The organism is Paracoccus pantotrophus (assembly GCF_008824185.1).
Taxonomy (GTDB): domain Bacteria; phylum Pseudomonadota; class Alphaproteobacteria; order Rhodobacterales; family Rhodobacteraceae; genus Paracoccus; species Paracoccus pantotrophus.
Genome location: NZ_CP044423.1, coordinates 359,630 through 374,237 on the forward strand (window position 1 = coordinate 359,630; position 14,608 = coordinate 374,237).

General features: G+C 61.3%; 17 protein-coding genes and 1 pseudogene. 7 read left to right on the plus strand and 11 right to left on the minus strand.

Features of this window, described 5'->3' with window-relative positions:
- Positions 1-50 precede the first annotated feature (50 nt).
- The 4 genes from tnpB to fliK all read right to left on the minus strand — a co-directional run bounded on the left by tnpB (position 51) and on the right by fliK (position 3,102).
- A complete protein-coding gene (tnpB, locus tag ESD82_RS01730; RefSeq protein WP_011746417.1) occupies positions 51-398 on the minus strand; it encodes an IS66 family insertion sequence element accessory protein TnpB in 348 nt (115 codons plus the stop codon).
- The gene (tnpA, locus tag ESD82_RS01735) at positions 395-778 is read right to left on the minus strand and encodes an IS66-like element accessory protein TnpA (RefSeq protein ID WP_017998946.1); all 384 of its coding nucleotides are present in this window, start codon (positions 776-778) and stop codon (positions 395-397) included. The genes tnpB and tnpA overlap by 4 nt, the downstream gene beginning before the upstream one ends.
- Positions 779-950: 172 nt before the next feature.
- On the minus strand, positions 951-1,907 hold the full coding sequence (locus tag ESD82_RS01740; RefSeq protein WP_147427392.1) for an IS5 family transposase: 957 nt from the start codon (positions 1,905-1,907) through the stop codon (positions 951-953).
- 142 nt (positions 1,908-2,049) lie between these two features.
- Positions 2,050-3,102, minus strand: a complete 1,053-nt coding sequence (gene fliK, locus ESD82_RS01745) for a flagellar hook-length control protein FliK (RefSeq protein WP_147429148.1) — start codon at positions 3,100-3,102, stop codon at positions 2,050-2,052.
- Positions 3,103-3,324: 222 nt separating this feature from the next.
- Here fliK and ESD82_RS01750 point away from each other — a divergent pair, with 222 nt between their 5' ends.
- The 6 genes from ESD82_RS01750 (at position 3,325) to ESD82_RS01775 (ending at position 6,505) form a co-directional block, all read left to right on the plus strand.
- Entirely contained in the window at positions 3,325-3,573 is a 249-nt protein-coding gene (locus ESD82_RS01750) for a hypothetical protein (protein WP_074991416.1), read from the plus strand.
- Positions 3,570-3,884 carry a hypothetical protein gene (locus ESD82_RS01755; protein ID WP_028710840.1) on the plus strand — a complete coding sequence of 105 codons (315 nt, stop codon included), beginning with the start codon at positions 3,570-3,572 and terminating at the stop codon, positions 3,882-3,884. The genes ESD82_RS01750 and ESD82_RS01755 overlap by 4 nt, the downstream gene beginning before the upstream one ends.
- Positions 3,885-4,048: 164 nt before the next feature.
- Positions 4,049-4,891, plus strand: coding sequence for a flagellin N-terminal helical domain-containing protein (locus ESD82_RS01760; RefSeq protein WP_147429147.1), 843 nt, complete (start codon positions 4,049-4,051; stop codon positions 4,889-4,891).
- 62 nt (positions 4,892-4,953) lie between these two features.
- Complete coding sequence (locus ESD82_RS01765; protein ID WP_167521685.1) at positions 4,954-5,322, plus strand: flagellar biosynthesis regulator FlaF; 369 nt, start codon at positions 4,954-4,956, stop codon at positions 5,320-5,322.
- Positions 5,319-5,723: a flagellar biosynthesis repressor FlbT gene (flbT, locus tag ESD82_RS01770; RefSeq protein ID WP_074991424.1), complete on the plus strand. Its 405-nt coding sequence runs from the start codon at positions 5,319-5,321 to the stop codon at positions 5,721-5,723. The genes ESD82_RS01765 and flbT overlap by 4 nt, the downstream gene beginning before the upstream one ends.
- Complete coding sequence (locus ESD82_RS01775) at positions 5,720-6,505, plus strand: DUF1217 domain-containing protein (protein ID WP_074991426.1); 786 nt, start codon at positions 5,720-5,722, stop codon at positions 6,503-6,505. The genes flbT and ESD82_RS01775 overlap by 4 nt, the downstream gene beginning before the upstream one ends.
- A gap of 158 nt (positions 6,506-6,663) precedes the next feature.
- Here ESD82_RS01775 and ESD82_RS01785 read toward each other — a convergent pair.
- Positions 6,664-7,010, minus strand: a pseudogene (locus tag ESD82_RS01785) (IS5/IS1182 family transposase); the annotation flags it as partial.
- Positions 7,011-7,144: 134 nt separating this feature from the next.
- On the opposite strand from ESD82_RS01785, the gene ESD82_RS01790 reads away from it, so the two are divergent.
- Entirely contained in the window at positions 7,145-8,395 is a 1,251-nt protein-coding gene (locus ESD82_RS01790; protein ID WP_024846141.1) for a Na+/H+ antiporter NhaA, read from the plus strand.
- A gap of 152 nt (positions 8,396-8,547) precedes the next feature.
- Here the strand turns inward: ESD82_RS01790 and pcaD are convergent, their stop codons facing one another.
- The 6 genes from pcaD to ESD82_RS01820 form a co-directional block, all read right to left on the minus strand.
- Complete coding sequence (gene pcaD / locus ESD82_RS01795) at positions 8,548-9,345, minus strand: 3-oxoadipate enol-lactonase (RefSeq protein WP_147429145.1); 798 nt, start codon at positions 9,343-9,345, stop codon at positions 8,548-8,550.
- 63 nt (positions 9,346-9,408) lie between these two features.
- Complete coding sequence (locus tag ESD82_RS01800) at positions 9,409-10,740, minus strand: MFS transporter (RefSeq protein ID WP_147429144.1); 1,332 nt, start codon at positions 10,738-10,740, stop codon at positions 9,409-9,411.
- A gap of 64 nt (positions 10,741-10,804) precedes the next feature.
- Positions 10,805-11,590: a benzoate diol dehydrogenase BenD gene (gene benD / locus ESD82_RS01805; RefSeq protein WP_024846144.1), complete on the minus strand. Its 786-nt coding sequence runs from the start codon at positions 11,588-11,590 to the stop codon at positions 10,805-10,807.
- 10 nt (positions 11,591-11,600) lie between these two features.
- The gene (benC, locus tag ESD82_RS01810) at positions 11,601-12,605 is read right to left on the minus strand and encodes a benzoate 1,2-dioxygenase electron transfer component BenC (protein WP_244314484.1); all 1,005 of its coding nucleotides are present in this window, start codon (positions 12,603-12,605) and stop codon (positions 11,601-11,603) included.
- 40 nt (positions 12,606-12,645) lie between these two features.
- The gene (gene benB, locus ESD82_RS01815; RefSeq protein WP_028710917.1) at positions 12,646-13,161 is read right to left on the minus strand and encodes a benzoate 1,2-dioxygenase small subunit; all 516 of its coding nucleotides are present in this window, start codon (positions 13,159-13,161) and stop codon (positions 12,646-12,648) included.
- A complete protein-coding gene (locus ESD82_RS01820) occupies positions 13,158-14,516 on the minus strand; it encodes a Rieske 2Fe-2S domain-containing protein (RefSeq protein WP_028710918.1) in 1,359 nt (452 codons plus the stop codon). Before ESD82_RS01820 ends, benB begins: the two co-directional genes overlap by 4 nt.
- Between the last annotated feature and the right edge of the window lie 92 nt (positions 14,517-14,608).

Here is a 14,608-nt window from a genome sequence, read left to right on the forward strand (position 1 = left end):
CACAAGGCAGGCAAAATTGCCATAAAAACAAGGCGTTTTAGCAGGGTAAATCAGCCCACCCGGGCCGGTGGCGCGCCCCAATCCGGCCTGCGCCAGTCAATGCCTTCCCACAGCATGGCCAGCTGCGCCGAGGTCAGGCGAACCGCACCATCCCCGCGCATCGGCCAGGGAAAGCGCCCCTTCTCCAGCACCTTGTAATACAGGCAGAAGCCCTGACCATCCCAATGAAGCAATTTCAACCTGTCGCCGCGACGCCCGCGGAATGCAAAAACCGCACCGCCGGCCGGCTTCTGGCGCAGAACATCCTGGGCAAGTGCAGCCAGCCCGGAGATTCCCTTCCTCATGTCGGTCACGCCGCAGGCCAGATAGACACGAACGCCGGTTCCCGGCCCGATCATGCCCCTTCCACCGCACGGATCACATGTGTCAGCGTCACGGTATCCAGAGCCGGATCGAAGCGCAGGCAGCGACCATTCGCCAACTGCAACTCGATCTGGGCAGGCCGAGGCGCTCCTGTGCAGATGGCCGCTGTCTGCATCACCAATTCCGTGGGCCGGTCCAATCCAACCGGCAGAAACAGCGTCTCCGGAGACGCCGAAACCACGCCCTTCTTCTTCAGTTGGTGCCGCCAGGCATAGATTTGCTGCCGCGTCACATCGTGCCGCTGTGCAACCTGCGTCACCGTCGCCCCGTCCACGCCGACCGACAAAACGATCTCGAGCTTCTCCTCGTCGCTCCACCGCCGCCGCCGCTCCAGTCCAAGAATATCGCCCCGCATCCCCACACCCGCATAAGACACGTCATTAAGGATCGTCTGAACTACCGCTTCGGCTTCGCGGATTTTCGGGCAGAGGCGGTCTGACGAGGGCACGTCGACCGGGTATGCCGACGATTTCCGGGTATCGGCCCGTTCGAAGGGCCGGGATCGGCACCTGTGGGCAGACTCCACCTCATGCCAGCAGCCTTCGTCGGACGAGGAACAGGTTGCCGAGGGCGAACAGGGTGAAGAGCTGAGCACGGTTCTTTGCAAGCCCGCGGTAGCGGGTCTTGAGATACCCGAACTGCTGCTTGATTACCCGGAAGGGATGCTCGACCCGAGCGCGCACCCTGGCGATGACCCGGTTGATGTCCGCGTCGACGGGATGCAGCGCACCGCCCCTTGGCGCCTTGCGCATGACGCCCCAGAACTTGCCCGGCCCGGAGAACGCGGCCTCCCGCGCCGCGCTGACATAGCCCCTGTCCGCCCAGACTGATGTCTCCCCGCCGTGCAGGAGCGCGTCCCAGACCTGGCTGTCATGGACCTTCGCCGTCGTCGTCTCGAGGCTGTGCACGATGCCGCTGTCAGCATCGACGCCCACATGCGCCTTCATGCCGAAGTACCAGGTATTGCCCTTCTTCGTGGATGACATCTCGGGGTCGCGGGCCTTTGCCTCGTTCTTGGTCGACGAGGGCGCGTCGATGATGGTTGCGTCCACCAGTGTCCCGGAGCGCAGCGTGATCCCCTGATCGGCCAAATGGCTGTTCACCTCGGCGAACAGCTGCTCGGTCAGTCGGTGCTTCTCCAGCAGGTGGCGGAAGTTCAGGATCGTGGTCTCGTCGGGGATCCGATCGTCGCCAAGCTCGATGCCCGCGAACTGCCGCATGGCGTCGCTGTCATACAGTATCTCCTCGGCCAGCGGATCGCTCAGGGCGTACCACTGCTGCAGGAAGTAGACCCGCAGCATCGTCTCCAGCGGCATCGGGGGTCGCCCGCCCTTCGGCCCAGCCTTGGGGTAGTGCGGCTCGATCAGTGAAAGGAGGCGGCTCCACGGCACCACAGCCTCCATCTCGGCGAGGAACTTCTCCCGCCGCGTCTGCTTCTTCTTCATCGATTGGCGGAGGCCGGGAAAGGCAGGCTGCTTGGGCATCGGGGCGCATCCTCTGATGTCCCGCCCAGTCTACCTCAAGGCGCGCGAGGCGCGAGGTTTTTCAGACCTTCCTTAACGACGTCACTATGCACGTGCCTTAATCCATCAGCCCAAACTCAGGCAGGCGGTAACAATCGGGCCGTTACGAATTTGGCGAGGTTGCAGTATTTTCTTGCGGCGTTATCGGCTCTGGCTGCAGCCGGATGTCACCCTGCCTCAAGAAGTCCGATTTTCTTGTCGGAAAGTTGTTTTGCGAACTCCATCCATCCTTTCCATCAGAAAATGAGATATCAGCGCCAGCAAGCCCGGCATCACGGAGCTCCTTTGCCAGTAAGTCCATGTTTCTTTTCAGGAAATCAAACGTTTCCTGTCGCTCTGCAAGCACGATGACGGCTGGATTCTCGCCCGGCGATATAACCATCCGAACTTTCCCCAGTTCTGCCGGATCAAGAACAATCTCTATGCGCCCGGCGTGCGCAGATGCGGCCTCTCCGCTGATTTGGCGCATGACCTGGCGCGGATCAATACCCGGTGCCTTGCCGATCCGTTCGGTGGAGCTTATCTCAGCAGCGCTTGGAGCCCTTATATTATAATCCTTCAAGGATATGCTGTCGTCCTGGAAATTTATATCAAGGTAACCGGCGTCAGATCTGGATCCAGAAACATCCTCTGCGAAGAAAGGGGGAGGTCTTGAAGGCATTTCGGTATTCGGCAGGGCGATGTCGATTTTGCTGTCGTATGCCTTGGCAAGGTATAGAAATCCGTCGCCAAATGACCTTCTGGTGAAATTGTAGGGAGGGTGACATTCTCTGGAGGCGTCGCCGTGGGTATGGGCTTTGTTCGATGAACCAGCGTGATCGGCGCGGTCCTGATCCGGGAGATATTGAAGCCGGATCTCCGTTCTCGACGATCTTCGATCGGCACCATCCGGCGGCTCGGATATCGCTCTCTCGACTTCTTCGATCAACGGCATTATTGTTGCTTGTCCTTTATCGGCGGATGCAGCATGCTCCGAACCGTCAAGGGGTTTGTAATCGGCGGCAAGGCCTCGGTCGATCAGCAAGACTGAAGCCGGATTATCGGCTTCTTCCACATCATCAGCGTCGGCATTCTGATTTTCAAATGTGACGGGATGGTGGATCGAATCGGCTTGGCACGCGGAGGTGTCAACCTGCGGCTGATCATCAAAAAACATGGAAAAAGCGCCAGATCTGCAATCGCCAGGGCAAGTAACGCTGCTATTGCGTCCGTCAATCGAAGCTGTACCCGTCTGGCGACACGTAAATTCCACCTCCACCCGGATCTCCTCTGCGTGGATCAAGTTGCTGTCACATTGGCAGGGCAAGATTACCAAATATTTACTTGTACCGGCTAAAGTCAGCAGTTGTCGAAAATTTTACTCAGAAAGGAGAGTGCCATGGAGAAGGTTCTGGCGGCAGGGACGGCCCGCATGACAACCGGATCGAGGCAGGGCGTGATAGACGGCCTCGAGCAGGCATTTCTTGCGGAAATGTTAAAATACGCGGGACTAGGGCAGGCGAGGGGTGAATTCGGAGGCGGCATCGGCGAATCGCAATTTGCAGGGCTGCTGAACGAAACCTATTCCGAAGCGATCGCCAGGAGGATCGATCTGGGATTCCAAAGGCGAAACGGGGTGGCCGGATGACAAAATCGCTATATCTTCTGGAGCAGGCGAGAGAGGATCTTCTCGCGTTCAAGGCCGAGTCGGCCCTTGAAAGAATAACCGATTTTCAAGAGCTTGTTCGTTCTGGATCGATATCAAAGGATTGCGTCGGGAAAGGTGCCGAGATGTTACGCGACATTCTGTCCCTTGCCGGAGCTGCCCGTGACGGGGTGGCTGCCGCGCAGCGTCAGCTTGCCGAGATCGCAGCCTTGTCACGGCATCTGAACACCTATGACCGTCAGGGCCGCAAGATCGGTAATCCCATCGCTCCTCCGCGCGAGAGGCGATTTTGAATAAATTTGTCCGTAGTCTTTGATTGCTTCGAAAGGCGTGTCAGGAGTTTATTTGGAAAAGGCGGATAGGTCGAATGGCGTGACATGGGTCTTCGGGTCCGCCCGCAGGTCAGAAGGCCTTTTGCACTTGAAACGGGTAAATTGCCCAGGATTGGAGATTGAAGATGTCCAGCATTCTGACCAACAACGGCGCGATGGTCGCGCTGCAAACCCTGAAGGGAATCAACGCGAACCTGATGAAGGCGCAGAACGAGATCTCGACCGGGAAAAAGGTTGCGACCGCACAGGATAATGCTGCGGTCTGGGCCATCTCGAAGGTGATGGAATCCGACCAGACGACCTTTAAGACGCTTCAAAGTAACCTGAACCTTGCCGAGGCCGTGGTGACGACCGCTCGCACCGGCGCCGAACGAATTCGCGAACTTCTGGACAAGATGAGGGGGTTGGCTGCTAGTGCGGGCAGCGACGCGAATGACTTTGGAACCGTTAATGACCAGGTCATCGCGTTGAAGGATCAGATTGTCTCGATCATCGATGGAACTCAGATGAACGGGGTAAATCTTCTCAAGACCAACCCGATCGGTACGGCGACATCGTTCAGCGTTCTTGCGTCCCTGGATCGGACGGCCGGTACGGTTGCGACTGCCGCACAGACGATCACGGTCAATTCTGTCGACTTCGAGGCGGATATCGAGGCTGCGACGATTACGGCCATTACGGACAGCACCACGGCACGGACTGCTGTTAGTGAAATAGAAGCGTTGATCGATATTGCGAAAAAGGGAGCTGCCGAACTTGGCACGGCTGCCAAGAGGATCAACGATCAGTCGAATTTCATTTCAGAACTGGCGGATTCTCTTACGGCGGGTATAGGTGCACTCGTAGACGCTGATATGGAGGAGGCGTCGGCCCGTCTGCAGGCCTTGCAGACCCAGCAGCAACTTGGGGTTCAGGCATTGTCGATCGCCAACCAAGCGCCGCAAACGATCTTGTCGCTGTTCCGATGATCTAGGAAGGGCGCCCTCAAGGCGCCCTTCGTTTTGGCCAAGGTCTAGAATGGATTTCTGACGTGAAACGTGCAGCTTTTCAAAGCAGTGAGGGAAGTTTTGGTTCACAATGTATTCGAACGGACAGAGATAACGAATATTTTGCGTTTTTGCGAGTAACACAAAAACTCAAGAATGCAAGTAAAAGCGATAATCGTTATGCAATGATAGAAGCAGCAAGTGAGAGCAACCAGCTTTGGACCATTATAGCTGCCGATCTTGCTCATGAGGAGAACGGTCTGCCTTTGGCCACAAAGGCGGGTTTGCTGTCTCTTGCAATTTACTCGCTCAAGCAAGGCCGTCGCGTTATTTCGGAATGTGCATCTGTTGAGCCCCTCATAGAAATCAACGTGATGATAATGAGGGGGTTGCGAGGAGACGTGCACCCATGACCGGTCTGATTCTCAAGTTGGCCCCCGGAGAAAGGGTTCTCGTGAATGGCGCCATTATAGAAAATGGAGATCGTCGGTCCAGAATATCAATTCTTACACCGAAGGCCAATATTCTTAGATTGAGAGATGCCATACACCCGGAATCGGTTGATTCGCCAGTTTCCAGGATATGTTATATTTGTCAGCTTGTACTTACCGGGGACGCGGTTGAAGGTGAAGGCCGCAGGCAGATTCTTTATGGAATTGAGAAGCTTTCTCAGGTTTTCTGCGACCCGGACAGTAGCAATTTGTTGGCTTTTGCATCCAATGCGATAATTGAGGGAAATTACTATGCGGCCTTTAGAAGCCTCAGATCTCTTATTGCTAGAGAATCGAGATTAATGGCGATAGGCGCGCCATGAGCTATAATGTTCAAGTGGGATCGGGGGGGTACTGGGGATGGAAGATCCTTGAGCGTACCATGGTGAGACAGCGCAGCGCTTTTCTCCAGGCTCATAGCATGAAAGTCTCTAGGGACTACTTTCGGGAGACCATTCATAACATAAAGTCCGCGGAAGACTTGGTCAACGATCGGAAGCTGTTTTCGATAGTGTTGCGAGCTTTTGGGTTGGACTCCGACATAAGCAATAGATTCTTTATCAAGAAGGTTCTCGAGTCTGATCCTGCCGATAAGGCGAGTTTGGTCAATAAGCTTGCGGATAAACGTTATGCAGATCTCAATCGAGGGCTAGCTCTCTATGCTTCATCACAGGAGAAAAGTGTAGCGGTTGATACTGCGGAGATTATTGACAGATATGAGTCGAGATCCTTCGAAAAAAACATTGGGGAAAGGCATGCCGAAATAGAGTTGGCGCTGAATGCGCAACGAGAGGTGCTGAATATAGCAATTTCAGATGCAAGCGAAAATGCAAAGTGGTACCGGATCCTCGCTTCTAAGCCGCTGCGGCAAGTATTCGAAGGGGCTTATGGCCTTGGAGCCGGTTTCGCCTCGCTTTCCATTGATAGGCAGCTTTCGGAGTTGAAAGATAAGACGAAAAAACTTACCGGAGACAGTAGTGTCAGTCAGTTCGAATTGCGAGATAAGCTTGAAGTTGTTATTAGGCGCTTTCTTCTGCGTGGTCATCTCGGCGTGTCATCGGCGAGCTCTCGCTATGTCAATGCTCTTGCGCTGTTGAGGGCGTAATTTTCTGGTCCTAGGTGTTCAGTCCCGGCATCTGGTGGATCGGGTTTAGGATGAATCTGTGGGGCTCTGATATCCAGATCTTGCAGGTGTATTCGTAAGGGGGTGCGACGGCATTATTTTCAGAAAGTCGGACTGAGGCGTGACTTCCCCTTCTCCCTTCATGTTCGGACCCCGCGGACGATCTCGGCGGTGCCGAGTGCATTGAAGCGGTTCATGAGTGCGACGCGGAGCTCACCTCGATTTCGGCGGTTTGGCGGCCTGGGTCTCTTGCGGCGATGCGCTCGCCGAATGCCTTGAGGCAGCGCATCCTTGCCTCGGCTCGGCTGCGGGCATGGTATCTTGTCCATCGTTTCCAGAACGCGCGGCCGGAGTGGTGCGTGGCGCGCAGGGTTTTGTTCCGGGGCCGGGCGGCTGGGCTGTCCTCCTTCCACGCTCGACCAGTCTTGCGGATCGGGATGATTGCCGTGCCACCGCACGCGATGATGGCGCTGTGGCAGCGGCGGCTGACCTTCGCATCCAACAAGCGCGACGAGGACGATTTCGATCACACCTCATGGCCAAACCTCCAGGATTCCGACCATCTTTTGATTTTTCAAGTTTCCCTGGCTCTGCTATCTGCCAGCGAAAAGGGGGACGCCTATGTATCGAATCTGGAATTTTGTTTCCGAATATTCTCTGCTCTTGGTCGGCGGTGCATTGGCCGCGCTGCTCTGGGCCAATACGGCGCCCGACAGCTATCATCACCTTGTCCACCTGCCGCTGTGGGTCGATGCGCCGATCGGCATGATCGAAGAGCATGACGGCCTGGCCACCCGTGTCCTGACCCTGCATTTCCTGATCAACGACATGCTGATGGCACTTTTCTTCGCCATCGCTGCGAAAGAGGTGTGGGAGGCGGTCATTCTTTCGGGCGGCTCGCTGCGGGGCAAGAAGGCGCTGACACCCCTGATCGCCACGCTTGGAGGGATGGCGGGACCGGTCCTTGTCTATCTGGCGTTGGCGGGGATGCTGGGCGTCCTGGCCGAGGTCGGCCGGGGTTGGGCCATTCCGACTGCGACCGACATCGCTTTCTCCTATCTGGTCGGACGCATTGTCTTCGGCGCGCGCCACCCGGCCATCGGCTTTCTGCTGCTTCTGGCCATCGCCGACGACGCCGGCGGGCTTGCGATCCTGGCGATCTTCTACCCCACGGGCGAGGTGGTGCCGATGTGGCTGCTGCTGTCGCTGTTCGCCGCCGTCGCGGTCTGGTTCCTGGCCTGCTGGCTGCCCAGGCGGTTGGACCGTGGCAAGCAGGATCGGCCGAACTCGACCTGGATGCGGCGGAACCTGGGCGCCTGGCCCTATGTGATCGCGGGCTGCATAAGCTGGTATGCGTTCTACCGCGCGGGCCTGCACCCGGCGCTTGGCCTGCTGCCGATCGTGCCCACCATCCCCCATGCCGAACGCGACTTCGGGATCTTCGCCGAGGTCGAGCGTCATTCGACCGACCTGCTGAACACCATCGAACATGCGCTGAAAATCCCGGTGCAGCTGGTCCTTTGTGCCTTCGGCCTGGTCAATGCCGGGGTCGAGTTCGGCGCGATCTCTGCCCCCACCTGGCTGGTTCTGGCGGGGCTGGTGATCGGCAAGCCGCTGGGGATCACGCTTTTCGGCTGGTTTGCGGCCAATGTGCTGCATCTCGGCATGCCCGAGGGGATGAGCTTGCGCGACCTGCCGGTGGTGGGTTTCGTCGCGGCCATCGGCTTTACCGTGGCGCTGTTCGTGGCCTCGGTCGCCTTCCCGGCCGGGCCGGTGCAGGATGCCGCCAAGATGGGGGCGCTGTTCAGCCTTGGCAGCGCCGTGCTTGCGATCCTTGCAGGACGTATCGCGCGGGTGCGGCGATTGACGTGACGGTGGATGGCCGAGCGGAAAGACTCCTTTCCGCCGGTCTTCGGGCCCATCGTATCGGGACGGGATTCAGCGTCACTTCAAGGGGGGCGGCCGGTGCGAGGCCGCATCCTTTACCACCGGCGCCAGGCCTGGAATACGGCCTTGCCATTCCTTCAGGCGCAACCCGGGGCAGCGGTCAGAAAATCCTTCAAGGCGATGTCAAACTGTGCCGCGGATTCCTGGCTCACGATATGCCGCCCTGGCAGGGACAGGTGACCTCCGCAGCGCACCGCTTCGGCGATCCCGGCCAATTCGGCGGGCGGGCAGACCGGATCGTCCTTGCCGGAAATCGCCAGCAGCGGATTGGCGATCTCGGGGAGGCGGTCGCGAAGATCCGCCCTGGCAAGCGCCGCGCAGCATCCCACATAGCCCTCGACCGAGGTGGCGGCGAAACCGTCCAGGATCGCCTTGACGCTGGCAGGGTTGGCCGCGCGGAAGCGGGGCGTGAACCAGCGTTCCGCAGTCGCCGGAACAAGACCGCTCAGGCCGTTCGCCCGGACCTCGTCGATGCGGGCATGCCAGCTTTCGGCGCTGCCGATCCGGGCGGCCGTCGCGCAAAGAACGATGCGCCCCAGCCGCGCCCCGGCATGGATGCCCAGCCATTGCCCGGTCAGGCCGCCGATGGACAGGCCGCAGAAATGGCTGCGCCTGATGGACAGCGCGTCCCACAGCGCGATCACGTCGCCGCCCAGATCGGCCAGTTCATAGGGCGGCGTCGGGGCGCCCGACCGGCCATGGCCGCGGCGATCATAGCGCAGGATGCGGAAATCCCCTGAGAGGCTTGCCATCTGGGCGTCCCACATGTGCAGGTCGGTGCCCAGGGAATTGCAGAAGGTCAGCCAGGGCTTGTCCCCTTTCCCTCCGTCGATGCGGTAGTGCAGGCGGTGGGTGGGCAGGTCCAGATAGGGCATGGTCGGCCTTTCATGCGGATTTTGGCGCGCGGCGAGGGGCCGCGCGCCTTGTTGCGAGGAGGCTCAGGCGGCGGCAAGCCGCGTCGCGTCGCGAGCGCGCCCGTTGGCAAGCGCAAAGACCAGCATCGCCAGCGCGGAGAGCGCCGCCGGGATCGCGAAGATCAGGAAGTTCTGCCCCAGCGGCAGCTCTCGCGCCAAGAGTACCCCGCCCAGCGTCGGCCCGACGATGGCGCCGATCCGGCCCACGCCCGAGGCCCAGCCAAGACCGGTCGAGCGCACCGACAGGTTGTAGAGCTGCGCCACGCTGGCATAAAGCAGGATCTGCGTGCCGATGGTCGTGGCACCCGCGACGAAGACCAGCAGGAACAGGAGCCCCGGCGCCGGGTTGAAGCCGATCAGCGTAATCGAGGCCGCCGCCGCGGCGAAAAAGCCCACCACGACCTTCGGCAGTCCGAAGCGGTCGCCCATCCTGCCGCCGGCGATCGCCCCCGCCATGCCGCCGAAATTCAGCGAGAACAGCGACAGAAGGCTGGCGCGTTCGGCATATCCGGCCTCTTGCAGCACCTTGGGCAGCCAGGAGGACAGCAGATAGACCAGCAGCAGGCAGCAGAAGAAGGACAGCCACAGCATCAGCGTGCGCAGCGCCCGGCCATGGCGGAACAGCTCCGCCACGGATGCCGATGCGCCCTTGGCCTCGGCAAAGACCAGCCGGTCCTCGGCGGCCAGCGGCGTGGCCGGGTTGATGCAGGCAAAGATGCGCCGCGCCTCGTCCTGCTTGCCCTGGCGGATCAGGAAGCCCAGCGATTCCGGCAGTTTCCACAGCACCAGCGGCAGCATCAGCAGCGGCACGGCGGCGATGAAAAACATCGGCCTCCAGCCGAAGCTGGGGATCAGGCCGATGCCCAGGCCCGCCGCGACCATGCCGCCGACCGAATAGCCCGAAAACATCAGCGCCACCATGGTGCCGCGCAGGCGCCTGGGCGCATATTCGTTCATCAGCGCCACCGCGTTCGGCATCAGCCCGCCGCAGCCCAGGCCGGCGATGAAGCGAAAGACCTTGAACTGCTCGGGCGAGTTGGCAAAGCCCGTCAGCACGGTGGCCGAGGTGAACAGCATGAAGCTGATCGCAACGCCTTTCTTGCGTCCGATCCGGTCGGCCAGCGGGCCAAGGATCAGCGCGCCGAACATCATCCCGAACAGCGCCCAGGCCTGCAGCGCGCCCGCCTGCGGCTTGGTCAGGCCCCATTCCGCGATCAGCGTGGGCAGCACCGTGCCCGCCACGAACACGTCGTAGCCATCAACCACCAGCAGCGCGCCGCAAAGCGCGACCACCCTCCATTGAAAGCTGCCGAACCGGCCTTGGTCTATGGCCTCGTTCACATCTATGCTGCGCATTCCTTGTCTCCTCCCTGTCTTGTCATTGAAATCGCGGTCGGCCGGTGTTGCGCCCCCGCGACGCTCATCCTGTGTCGCCCCCCGCGACGGGCAGGACCGAGCCGGTGATGTAGGATGCCTCGTCCGAGGCCAGGAACAGGATCGGCGCCACCTGTTCCTGGATGGTCCCGTAGCGGCGCATGAAGGCGGATTGCTTGACCTGGTCCACGACCTCGGCCATCCATTGCCGTTCGGCAGGGCTGTCGCCCTCGGCATTGCGCGGCACGCGGCGCGGCGGCGCCTCGGTCCCGCCGGGGGCGGTGGCGACGACGCGGATGTTCTGGGCTGCCATCTCCATCGCCAGGGATTGCGTGATCGCGTTGATGCCGCCCTTGGCCGCCGAATAGGGGACGCGGTGGATGCCCCGCGTGGCGTTGGACGAGACGTTGACGATGGTGCCGCCGCCGCGCGCCGCCAGATGCGGCAGCACCGCATGGCAGCAATAGAGCGTCGGCATCAGCGAGCGCCGGATCTCGGCGTCGATCTGGGCGGGCTCGAACTCGGCAAAGGGCCGCATGCGGATCGCGCCGCCCACGTTGTTGATCAGGATGTCGATGCCGCCGAACGTTTCGGCGGCATGGCGCATCGCGGCATCGGCGCCGTCCCAGGTTTCCAGGTCGGCGGTGAAGGCGGCGGCACCGCCGCCCGCCTCGGCCGCCACCTCGGCCACGAAATCGGCGCGGTCCACGAACAGCACCCGCCCCCCTTCGGCCGCCGCGCGCAGCGCGACGGCGCGGCCGATGCCCTGTGCGGCGCCGGTCACGACCAGCACCTTGCCCGCAAAGCGGCCCGCGAAGACGGCCCCGGTCATGCGATGGCCTTCAGGGGCGCGTTGGGGGTGAACTTCTCGTAATGGAAGCTGGCGGGGCGGATGCCGTTTTCATCCAGATAGTTACGCACGGCATCGACCATGGGCGGGGGCCGCACAGATAGACATCGACCCCGCCCGCCGCCAGCATGTCGCCGGGCATGTGCTGCGTGACCCAGCCCTTGCGGGGATGGTCGGATGCCGGGTCCGCCACGACGGTCGCGTAGGTGAAATTCGGCAGGCGGCCGGCATAGGCCGCAAGCTCATCGACCAGCACCAGATCCTGATCGCGCGTCACGCCATAGATCAGGTGGATCTGGCGCCGCGACCCGGCCCGCGCCAGCACCTCCAGCATCGACAGGAAGGGCGCCAGGCCGGTGCCGCCCGCCAGGAACAAGAGCGGCCCGTCGCCATCCCGCAGATAGAAGCTGCCCATCGGCCCGGTCAGCTCCAGCCTCTCGCCCGGCTGCGCACGGGCCAGCCAGCCGCCCATCAGCCCGCCGGGGATCTTCTTGATCAGGAAGCCCAGCCGATGCTCGCCCGGAGCCGAGCTGAAGGAATAGGAGCGGTGATCGCCGCTGCCCGGCACGGCGATGTTGACATATTGCCCCGGCAGGAAGGCGGGGGCGTCCTCTACGTCAAGCTCCAGCACCACGGCGGCGTCCTGATGCGGCTCGATCCGGGCCACGGTGGCGGCGAAGACCTGCTGGCCGGTCTTGCAGGCCTGCGAGGTCGTGGGCACCGACAGCACGCAATCCGAGGAGGGCACCATCTGGCAGGTCAGCACCAGCCCCTCGGCGGCCTCGTCCTCGGTCAGGGCGTCCTCGATATAGTCCTCGCCCATGTCATAGGCGCCGCTTTCGGCGCGGCACTTGCAGGTGCCGCAGACGCCGTCCGAGCAGTCCATCGGCAGGTTGATCTTGTTGCGGAACGCGGCGTCGAGAACCTTCTCGCCCGGCTTGCAATCGACGAAGCGGGTGATCCCGTCCTCGAAGTTCAATGCGATGCGGTAGCACATGATCGCCTCCTCCTTGCGGTTGTGCGGGGTCTGGCGGCCGTCAGACGTGATAGACGTCGATGACCTGGCGGATGTAGTCGTTTTTCAGGACGATCTTCTTGGCGGCGATGACCAGCCCGTCGCCGTCCTTGCGCAGGGTCACGAAGATGGTTCCGAAGAACTGGTCCGTGACCTTGTAGCGGTGGTTCAGCGTGTGGAAGTTGTAGCGGACATCCACCTCGGGCCCGCGATCCTCGATCACCTCGACGTTCAGGACGGCGTGGCTGGTGCGCGGCTCCGGGGTCGAGGCGCCCGACCGCTCGGTCTTGATGCGGAAGACACGGTCCTCGAGCCCCTCGCGGTTCGGGTAATAGATCAGCGAGATCTCGGATTGCGGATCCTCGGTGATCTGGTCGTTGTCGTCCCAGGCGGGCATCCAGTAGGACGCATCGGGGGCATAGCAGGTCAGCCATTCGTCCCATTGCCGGTCGTCCAGGAGGCGCGCCTCGCGATAGAGGAAGGCGCAGATGGCGTTGTAATCCAGGCTGGTGCCGGTGGTGTCGTGATCCAGGCTCATGCGGCTTCTCCGGTCTTTTCGGCGGCCAATGCCTTGCGCATCACGCCGGCCCAGTATTCGTGCTGGCAGACGAACAGTCCCTCGTCCTCGCTGCGCTCGCCCGACAAGAGCGGCTTCAGCCCCATGCGGCGGGCGTTCTCGTCCGGGCCGTCGATCCACAGCGGCGCGCCGCGCGACATGTCGTTCCACAGCGACACGGTGCCGGCATAGGCGGTCTGGCAGGCGCGGAACTCCTCGAGGTCGTCCGAGGTGCCCATGCCCGAGACGTTGAAGAAATCCTCGTATTGGCGGATGCGATGGGCGCGGTCCTCGGCGTTTTCCCCCTTGGGGGCGAAGCAGAAGATGGTGACTTCGGTCTTGTCCACGGCAAGCGGGCGCACGACGCGGATCTGGGTGCTGAACTGATCCATCAGGAATACGTTCGGATAGAGGCACAGATTGCGGGTCTGGTTGACGATGAAGCCGGCCTTTTCCTCGCCCAGGCGGGCGGCGATGTCCTCGCGGCGGTTCCAGACCGGGCGGACCTCGGGGTTCCGGGTGTTGGTCCACAGCAGGATATGGCCGTTCTCGAAACCATAGACGCCGGCGACCGATTTCGACCAGCTGTTGGCATCCACCGCCTTGGTGCCGGTTTCGCTGCGCCGGTCCATGGTCGTGGCATAGTTCCAGTGCACCGAGCTGACGTGGTAGCCGTCGCAGCCGTTCTCCATCTGCAGCTTCCAGTTGCCGTCGTAGATATAGGAGGAATTGCCGCGCAGCACTTCCAGCCCCTCGGGGGCCTGGTCGACGATCTGGTCGATGATGATGCGGGTCTCGCCCAGGAACTCCTCCAGCGGGGCCACGTCGGGATTCAGGCTGCCGAACAGGAAGCCGCGATAGGACTCGAACCGGGCCACGCGGGTCAGGTCGTGCGAGCCGTCCTTGTTGAACTGCTCGGGATATTGCGTGGTCTTGGCATCCTTGACCTTCAGGAGCTTGCCGGTGTTGGAAAAGGTCCAACCGTGGAACGGGCAGGTGAAGCTGCCCTTGTTGCCTTGCTTGCGGCGGCACAGCATGGCGCCCTTGTGGGCGCAGGCGTTGATGACCGCGTGCAGCGTGCCGGTCTTGTCGCGGGTGATGACGATGGGCTGGCGGCCGATCCAGGTGGTGTAATAATCGTTCGGTTCCGGGATCTGGCTTTCATGCGCCAGATAGACCCAGTTGCCTTCGAAGATGTGCTTCATTTCCAGCGCGAACAGATCCTCGTTGGTGAAGATGTCGCGGCGGCAGCGGAACAGGCCGGCTTCCTTGTCGTCCTGCACGGCGACGGCCAGCATCTGTTCCAGATCGCGTGCCTTTTCGATGATCGCGGACATGAGTTCTCTCCCCCAGGGCAGGCGCGTTTTGCGCGCCGGTCCCTGCCAATGTCGGTGATGAAAGGTGGGTTCGGGCCGGGCGGCCGCCCCCC

What these genes read in the sequence shown, in the direction of transcription:
- benC (WP_244314484.1), bottom strand. Translation starts at nt 12,605, where the DNA reads ATGTGCTACCGCATCGCATTGAACTTCGAGGACGGGATCACCCGCTTC.
- fliK (WP_147429148.1), bottom strand. Translation starts at nt 3,102, where the DNA reads ATGTTTTTTGATGATCAGCCGCAGGTTGACACCTCCGCGTGCCAAGCC.
- ESD82_RS01750 (WP_074991416.1), top strand. Translation starts at nt 3,325, where the DNA reads ATGGAGAAGGTTCTGGCGGCAGGGACGGCCCGCATGACAACCGGATCG.
- tnpA (WP_017998946.1), bottom strand. Translation starts at nt 778, where the DNA reads ATGCGGGGCGATATTCTTGGACTGGAGCGGCGGCGGCGGTGGAGCGAC.
- ESD82_RS01820 (WP_028710918.1), bottom strand. Translation starts at nt 14,516, where the DNA reads ATGTCCGCGATCATCGAAAAGGCACGCGATCTGGAACAGATGCTGGCC.
- ESD82_RS01760 (WP_147429147.1), top strand. Translation starts at nt 4,049, where the DNA reads ATGTCCAGCATTCTGACCAACAACGGCGCGATGGTCGCGCTGCAAACC.
- ESD82_RS01775 (WP_074991426.1), top strand. Translation starts at nt 5,720, where the DNA reads ATGAGCTATAATGTTCAAGTGGGATCGGGGGGGTACTGGGGATGGAAG.
- ESD82_RS01800 (WP_147429144.1), bottom strand. Translation starts at nt 10,740, where the DNA reads ATGCGCAGCATAGATGTGAACGAGGCCATAGACCAAGGCCGGTTCGGC.
- ESD82_RS01755 (WP_028710840.1), top strand. Translation starts at nt 3,570, where the DNA reads ATGACAAAATCGCTATATCTTCTGGAGCAGGCGAGAGAGGATCTTCTC.
- benD (WP_024846144.1), bottom strand. Translation starts at nt 11,590, where the DNA reads ATGACCGGGGCCGTCTTCGCGGGCCGCTTTGCGGGCAAGGTGCTGGTC.
- ESD82_RS01740 (WP_147427392.1), bottom strand. Translation starts at nt 1,907, where the DNA reads ATGCCCAAGCAGCCTGCCTTTCCCGGCCTCCGCCAATCGATGAAGAAG.
- benB (WP_028710917.1), bottom strand. Translation starts at nt 13,161, where the DNA reads ATGAGCCTGGATCACGACACCACCGGCACCAGCCTGGATTACAACGCC.
- flbT (WP_074991424.1), top strand. Translation starts at nt 5,319, where the DNA reads ATGACCGGTCTGATTCTCAAGTTGGCCCCCGGAGAAAGGGTTCTCGTG.
- pcaD (WP_147429145.1), bottom strand. Translation starts at nt 9,345, where the DNA reads ATGCCCTATCTGGACCTGCCCACCCACCGCCTGCACTACCGCATCGAC.
- tnpB (WP_011746417.1), bottom strand. Translation starts at nt 398, where the DNA reads ATGATCGGGCCGGGAACCGGCGTTCGTGTCTATCTGGCCTGCGGCGTG.
- ESD82_RS01790 (WP_024846141.1), top strand. Translation starts at nt 7,145, where the DNA reads ATGTATCGAATCTGGAATTTTGTTTCCGAATATTCTCTGCTCTTGGTC.